At 49.9% G+C, this 6674-nt stretch carries 9 protein-coding genes; 7 read left to right on the top strand and 2 right to left on the bottom strand.

Annotated features, from left to right (window positions below; translation table 11 throughout):
• The first annotated feature begins 36 nt into the window (after positions 1 to 36).
• From rpsM to C8R21_RS08590, 7 genes are all read left to right on the top strand, one after another.
• Positions 37 to 414 carry a 30S ribosomal protein S13 gene (rpsM, locus tag C8R21_RS08560; protein WP_074971954.1) on the top strand — a complete coding sequence of 126 codons (378 nt, stop codon included), beginning with the start codon at positions 37 to 39 and terminating at the stop codon, positions 412 to 414.
• Positions 415 to 459: 45 nt separating this feature from the next.
• Entirely contained in the window at positions 460 to 849 is a 390-nt protein-coding gene (gene rpsK / locus C8R21_RS08565; protein ID WP_011380146.1) for a 30S ribosomal protein S11, read from the top strand.
• A 9-nt stretch (positions 850 to 858) separates the two neighbouring features.
• Complete coding sequence (gene rpsD / locus C8R21_RS08570) at positions 859 to 1485, top strand: 30S ribosomal protein S4 (protein WP_107762307.1); 627 nt, start codon at positions 859 to 861, stop codon at positions 1483 to 1485.
• Between the two features lie 33 nt (positions 1486 to 1518).
• Entirely contained in the window at positions 1519 to 2523 is a 1005-nt protein-coding gene (locus tag C8R21_RS08575; RefSeq protein WP_107762308.1) for a DNA-directed RNA polymerase subunit alpha, read from the top strand.
• Complete coding sequence (rplQ, locus tag C8R21_RS08580) at positions 2510 to 2896, top strand: 50S ribosomal protein L17 (RefSeq protein ID WP_074971948.1); 387 nt, start codon at positions 2510 to 2512, stop codon at positions 2894 to 2896. Before C8R21_RS08575 ends, rplQ begins: the two co-directional genes overlap by 14 nt.
• A 243-nt stretch (positions 2897 to 3139) precedes the next feature.
• The gene (locus C8R21_RS08585; RefSeq protein WP_107762309.1) at positions 3140 to 3499 is read left to right on the top strand and encodes a hypothetical protein; all 360 of its coding nucleotides are present in this window, start codon (positions 3140 to 3142) and stop codon (positions 3497 to 3499) included.
• A 60-nt stretch (positions 3500 to 3559) separates the two neighbouring features.
• Positions 3560 to 3982, top strand: a complete 423-nt coding sequence (locus C8R21_RS08590) for a hypothetical protein (RefSeq protein ID WP_107762310.1) — start codon at positions 3560 to 3562, stop codon at positions 3980 to 3982.
• 61 nt (positions 3983 to 4043) lie between these two features.
• Here the strand turns inward: C8R21_RS08590 and C8R21_RS08595 are convergent, their stop codons facing one another.
• Both C8R21_RS08595 and gluQRS read right to left on the bottom strand, forming a co-directional pair.
• Positions 4044 to 5171 carry an NAD(P)/FAD-dependent oxidoreductase gene (locus C8R21_RS08595; RefSeq protein WP_308811384.1) on the bottom strand — a complete coding sequence of 376 codons (1128 nt, stop codon included), beginning with the start codon at positions 5169 to 5171 and terminating at the stop codon, positions 4044 to 4046.
• 166 nt (positions 5172 to 5337) lie between these two features.
• Entirely contained in the window at positions 5338 to 6249 is a 912-nt protein-coding gene (gluQRS, locus tag C8R21_RS08600) for a tRNA glutamyl-Q(34) synthetase GluQRS (protein WP_107762312.1), read from the bottom strand.
• Between the last annotated feature and the right edge of the window lie 425 nt (positions 6250 to 6674).

Raw genomic sequence — 6674 nt, forward strand, 5'->3', positions numbered from 1 at the left:
AAGATGTTATAATTCAAAATTTTTGTAGGAAAACGTATGGCCCGTATTGCTGGAGTAAACATCCCCAATCATCAGCATGCTGAAATTGCGCTGACAGCAATTTATGGCATCGGTCGTGCGAGAGCTCGTGAGATTTGTGAGGCGTCTGGAATCAGCGTATCGACCAAGATGAAAGACGTAACCGACGCGCAAATGGACAAGTTGCGGGATAACGTCGCAAAATTTGTGGTCGAAGGCGATCTGCGGCGGGAAGTTTCAATGAATATCAAACGCCTGATGGATCTCGGCTGCTACCGCGGATTGCGTCATCGTCGAGGCCTCCCCGTACGGGGGCAGCGTACCCGCACGAATGCCAGGACGCGTAAGGGACCCAGGAAGGCTGTTCGTGCTTCCAGCGCCAAGGCAGGAAGATAAATTTTAGCCAGCCAACCGAATGGCAGGGCAGAAGGATAGATCAATATGGTAAAAGCAGCTACGCGAGTACGCAAGAAAGTCAAAAAGAATGTAGCGGAAGGTATTGCGCATGTACATGCTTCGTTTAATAACACTATTGTGACGATAACGGACCGTCAGGGGAACGCGCTATCGTGGGCTACTTCCGGAGGGGCAGGTTTTAAGGGGTCACGCAAAAGTACACCGTTTGCCGCCCAGGTTGCAGCCGAGCAAGCCGGCAGGGCTGCACAGGAATACGGGGTAAAGAACCTCGAAGTGCGCATAAAAGGTCCGGGACCAGGGCGGGAATCTGCGGTGCGTGCACTGAATGCAGCCGGTTTTAAAATTACCAGTATTTCGGATGTGACACCCGTTCCACATAACGGCTGTCGGCCACCGAAGAAACGTCGTATTTAAGGAGTTACTGTGGCGAGAAATCTTGATCCCAAATGCCGTCAATGCCGACGTGAGGGTGAGAAGCTGTTCCTTAAAGGTGAAAAATGTTTTACCGATAAGTGTGCTATTGAGCGCCGAAATTATGCGCCTGGGCAGCACGGTCAGAAAAGCGGTCGCCTATCGGACTACGGCGTGCAACTACGCGAAAAGCAGAAACTGCGCCGGATATATGGAGTGCTGGAGCGTCAATTCCGTAATAGTTACGAGCTTGCGGAGAGGCAGCGCGGTGTCACAGGCGAAAATCTTCTCCAATTACTGGAATGCCGGCTTGACACGGTTTCCTATCGTATGGGGTTTGGCGCATCGCGGTCCGAAGCACGTCAGATTGTCCGTCATAACGGAATTCTGGTAAATGGCAGGAGAATTAATATTCCTTCCTATCAGGTAAAACCGGGGGACGTCATAGAGGTTACAGAGAAGGCAAAGAGTCATTTGCGCATCAAGGCATCCGTGGAAGCTGCCGAGCAGCGGCACTTTCCGGAATGGCTGGAGGTGGACACTAAAGCCATGAAGGGAACTTTCAAGAACAAACCCGAGAGGTCTGATTTACCATCAAGCATTAATGAATCTCTTGTAATTGAATTGTATTCCAAGTAATGAGTTGCCACGTTTCCGCAAAAGGGTCAGGCTATGCAAAGTAACACCTTTCTTACGCCGCGTATTATCGATGTGCAGAATATATCACCGCTCCATGCTCGAATCACCATGGAGCCGTTCGAGCGCGGCTATGGCCATACTTTGGGCAACGCGCTACGACGTATCCTGCTTTCATCGATGCCGGGGTTTGCGCCAACAGAAGTTCAGATCAGTGGTGTCGTCCACGAATATTCGGCCCTGGACGGGGTGCAGGAAGACGTAGTTGATATCCTGCTCAATCTCAAGGGTATTGTCCTGAAATTGCACAACCGTACAGAGGCACTTCTGACCCTGAGCAGAAAAGGGGAGGGAACGGTTACTGCGGGCGATATCGAGGGAGGACATGATGTCGAGATCATTAATCCCGACCATATTGTCGCGCACCTTACGGCCGGCGGCAAGTTGGATATGCAGATCAAGGTGGAAATGGGACGGGGCTACGTGCCTGGAACTGTCCGCCAATTGGCGCACGAAAGTCGCGCTATCGGCAGCATTCTGCTGGATGCATCTTTCAGTCCTGTGCGGCGGGTAAGTTACGCCGTGGAAAGCGCACGGGTTGAACAACGCACCGATCTGGACAAGTTGGTCATGGATATCGAAACCAACGGTGTCGTTGATCCCGAAGAAGCAATCCGGTATGCGGCAAAAGTCCTGGTCGAGCAACTCTCCGTATTTGCGGACCTCAAAGGCACGCCGTTGCCCGTGGAACAGCCGAAATTACCTCAGATTGATCCGGTGCTGCTTCGGCCGGTGGATGATCTTGAACTCACCGTACGTTCCGCGAATTGCCTCAAAGCGGAAAATATATATTATATTGGCGACCTGATTCAGCGGACGGAAACCGAGTTATTGAAAACTCCCAATCTGGGGCGGAAATCCTTGAACGAAATCAAGGAAGTACTTGCTTCTCGCGGGTTGACGCTGGGTATGAAGCTGGAAAGCTGGCCACCTGCCAATCTTGATAAGGGTAAAAAGGATACAAGTCATGCGGCACCATAATGGACTAAGGAAGCTTAATCGCACGAGCAGTCACCGCTCGGCTATGTTGCGGAACATGACCAACTCGCTGTTGCGGCATGAGATTATAAAAACGACTTTGCCCAAGGCCAAAGAGTTGCGTCGCGTTATTGAGCCGATGATAACGCTCGGGAAGAAACCATCGCTGGCTAATCGTCGACTTGCATTTGACCGGTTGCGGGATCGTGACATGGTTGGAAAATTGTTTAGCGAACTGGGTCCTCGCTACCAGACTCGCAATGGCGGATATCTGCGTATTCTCAAGTTTGGGTTCCGAAAGGGCGATAATGCGCCCATGGCGCTGGTTGAATTGATGGACCGCCCGGAACGGCCAGCCACGGACACGGAAGGTTAGGCAAGTTAGGCAGTTTTTTGGAAGAAAAAAGCCGGGTCACCCCGGCTTTTTTGTATTACCCTATTATAATTTCCAGCGGGCGACATACGATCCAGATTCCGGTCATGTGCGCTAGGCTGTTCGGATATACGAAGTCTGCATTCCGATTTTATACCGAAGTTGCGTCTATCCCGGAATCCGCATCTGTTTTCCACCCGGACAAAGACACAATTAATTTTTTCCTGTTCAGATAGGACGGCCCTGATGGAACTTGCAGATTGGACTGATGAGGAACTCGATTCGGTCCGTGAGAAACTACAAACCTGGTGTGTTAAACGGCAGGAGCCCACATGGGCGAACAGATTCCTGAACTGGACAGGATTCATGGGCGCTTTTGCTGTTCTCACCGGGCTCATGGATATGTTCTTCGGGGGGCCGGCAGCAGTAAATGCCCTTCTGGTTGTTCTTGGGACTCTTGCGTGTTTTTCATGGTACAAGGGGGATAAACAACGAAAGAAGAATATCCAGTTTCTCGAAAAACTTGACCAGGAAATTGCCCGTCGAGGTGGTAAGGGCAAAAAAAATGCGCCTGTTGTCCGAGACGCCGAGAAACATATCTCATAATGGAGTCTTATAACCGGCATCTCCTTTTACGGGTCGTCGGGTGATCACAGGAAGGCGGACTTGGAGCAGGGCGAAAACAGGGAAGTTTTTGCATCTCTTTGCCAGTTCCTCTGGATGCAAGGACAACTGATACCTCTTATATATGACCTCAGCCATGAGGTTTATTCAGACCAGGGTATTACATTGCCAACATTGAAAGCACTAGAAGCAGCTGGTTTGATATCTGTGAACCCAGCCGGATATGTAAAGAAAGGGTTTGGTCAACACACACGTTTGTTTTATTTCGGACGACCGACAAAAATACAATTCCTCGAGGAAGCCGGCAATCAACTTGATCTTGGCCATGTGCTCCTGACAGATAACGGAAAAGCGCTGGCAATAACAAACTGTGACGTGCAGAGTAATCAACGATTTTATGAATATGTAGTCGAAAAGTGGGTTCAACAGGGACTGGTGGTGTCCTCCATTCTCCGAAAACAGTGATTTGACCATTTTTTCTTTTTCATCTGTTGCATTCGAGTAAGGTGCAGGCTTTCTTTTTTCTTCAAACCAGGTAGGTGTCAAGCCCTGTCAGCAGCAAATCATATTGCGCTTCGACCAGCTCCTTGATCACCATTGCCGGCATGCCTCCAACCACATTGCCTTCCAATGCCAGCCAGCCTATTGCGTCCATTGGGCCCAGGCTCACTACATAACCTAAATCCCGATGAAGGTAAGGCTCAAGCAATCGCAAGGCGCCTGAGTGACGCAGTATATTCCGGGCGGAAAGCATTCCTTTTCTTACCGCGGATTGGGCAGTCATAGTATTGGAGCCTGGAGCACGATAGATGCAGCAATCTCCCGCCGCAAAAATGTTCGGCAACACCGTGCCTTCAACCACTACCTGTCCAAAGATGTTGGCAGAAAATGGTGTTTCCAGCTTTTTACCAATGAACAGGAAGGAGATTGAGGAGGGCAGGTTAAACTCGCGCCCCGTCAGGTTATCTCCCAATAGAATCTGCTCCCCCTGTTGTCCGAGATAACGGGTATCAGGAAAAAATTCGATCCCCAGTTCGGTCATCTTGGACTGGGTATAGGTGGAAAAACCGATGGGGAACTGGTTGAGTACCCGGTTCTCGCCATGGACAAGACGCAGGTTGCACCCGATTTGATAGCGCTTGAGGAAATGAGCGATTTCAAAAAGAAATTGAATTCCCGTTGCTCCCCCGCCTATCACTGAAACTGATCGCGCGATTGCACCGGGTTGGTTTAACCACTCATGGAAAAAATCGGAACCTGATATTGCCATGAAGTCGAGCAGATCAAAGACATTCTCCGGTTTATTCACCTGCATTACAGGAGATCCCGAGGCGAGGAGCAGATAGTCAAATTCCAGTATTTCATTATTAACTTCAAGGAATCTATCGCTCTGCCACTGCCGCAGGACCGATTCACCGGGATTCAATTCTGCGCAAACGTGGCGACAGCCAAAACGATTTTCCAGGATGGAAAACGGGATCAGGAAATCGTCCAGTGGATATCGGAAAGTCTCGTGCAGATGGGTGATCTTGAGATGTTCGAACCGGGGATCAATGATGACGACATCAGCTTCCGGCAGGTGACGCAAGAGGGTAACCAGTGCCGCGATGCCGGCATAGCCTCCACCGACCACGACAATCTTGAGTCGCTTCAATCTAGGTATGTAAAATGGCAGAAAAGGCACGTTCTTCCTTGAAAAGCCGATAAAATCGCGTATTTCTTGTGTTTCTTCGATATAGATTCGTTTCTAAGCCGGTAGTACTGACAACCTGGTAGCCGTTTTCATTTCATCTATTATCCCTCGGGCAAATTCACTCTGGTTAAAACATGAATGACATGTTTTTTGGAATTGCCTCCCGACTCCAGTTTTCGATTGCCCATATCCAGAACGACCTCAAGCTGCTCTCGCTCACTTCCGGTGGTGGCGTTTGGCCGAGAAACCGGATGGCCTTCACGAGTTGCAAAACGGGATGCGAAGTGTCCACTGGGGCTGCCTGCGTCTGTTTACTGAGTTTTTCGCCCCATGGGTTGACCACCACCGGGAGGTGCATATAGGAGGGGATGGAGTAGCCCAGCAGTTTTTGCAGGTGAATCTGCCGGGGAGTCGAGTTCAGTAAATCACCTCCCCGCACCACGTGCGTAATACCCTGTTCAGCGTCATCCACCACGACCGCTAGCTGGTAAGCAAAAACCCCGTCTGCGCGACGTATCACGAAATCGCCTATGTCGCGCTGGAGTCGTTGTTGCCGTATGCCTTGTACTGCGTCCTCAAATTCAATCAGATCATTATTTGTACATAGTCGCCATGCACCGGAAAATTCTGGTTCATGTTTGCGGTCACGGCAAGTTCCGGGGTATACAGGTCCTTCTATCCCAAGAACTGAGGAATCGGCAATTTCCTTACGGCTACAACTGCAAGGGTAAATCAGATCCTGTTTTTCAAGTGCCCTCAAAGCCGCCTGATAGGCGTCCTGTCGTCGTTCTTGATATACCACTGACCCATCCCATTCCATCCCCAGGAGATGCAGGGTATTCAAAATCTCTTCTGAAGCCCCTGGAATTTCCCGCGCCATATCGAGATTTTCGATTCTGACCAGCCATTCACCATCCCGTGATTTTGCCTCCAGATAGCTGCCTACAGCAGTGACAAGAGAACCAAAATGCAACGGTCCGGTAGGAGAGGGTGCAAACCGACCGCGATAGACCGGCGAGAGAGGGAAGGCATTTTCCACCCGTTAATCCTGATTAATGGAGTCTCACAATATCCATTGAACCCTCAGGTTCCTATTCTCCAATCGCTCTACTTTCAGGGGCGGTAACATAATGAGTATACTCAAATAACGAAACTATATGGGGCGAGTTACCATGATCTTGCCGAATAGGCAGAGAAATCAGGTATGGGAAAGAATGAAATTCTATAACCTTTTTAGCAAGATGGATTTATACTGCCGAAACCTCGAAACCGAAACTTCTTGGCAGCTCATGGAAAGGCGGTGATTTCAGCTTATGCGATTTGTCCATGTTGCGGATTTCAGGAGCAGGATGTGCATTTTGGCACGAAGTTTGCCCTATTTGCCCACTGACAAACTGCTTGACTTAAGTGTATGGCGGGGAGTAGTCTTTACGGGCTTATGGGTATGTAAAGTACTGGTAGCGG

The organism is Nitrosospira multiformis, assembly GCF_003050865.1.
Lineage (GTDB): Bacteria > Pseudomonadota > Gammaproteobacteria > Burkholderiales > Nitrosomonadaceae > Nitrosospira > Nitrosospira multiformis_E.

Excerpts from the sequence above, each read along its gene's own strand:
- rpsM (WP_074971954.1), top strand. The coding sequence starts at position 37 with ATGGCCCGTATTGCTGGAGTAAACATCCCCAATCATCAGCATGCTGAA.
- rpsK (WP_011380146.1), top strand. The coding sequence starts at position 460 with ATGGTAAAAGCAGCTACGCGAGTACGCAAGAAAGTCAAAAAGAATGTA.
- C8R21_RS08575 (WP_107762308.1), top strand. The coding sequence starts at position 1,519 with ATGCAAAGTAACACCTTTCTTACGCCGCGTATTATCGATGTGCAGAAT.
- rplQ (WP_074971948.1), top strand. The coding sequence starts at position 2,510 with ATGCGGCACCATAATGGACTAAGGAAGCTTAATCGCACGAGCAGTCAC.
- C8R21_RS08585 (WP_107762309.1), top strand. The coding sequence starts at position 3,140 with ATGGAACTTGCAGATTGGACTGATGAGGAACTCGATTCGGTCCGTGAG.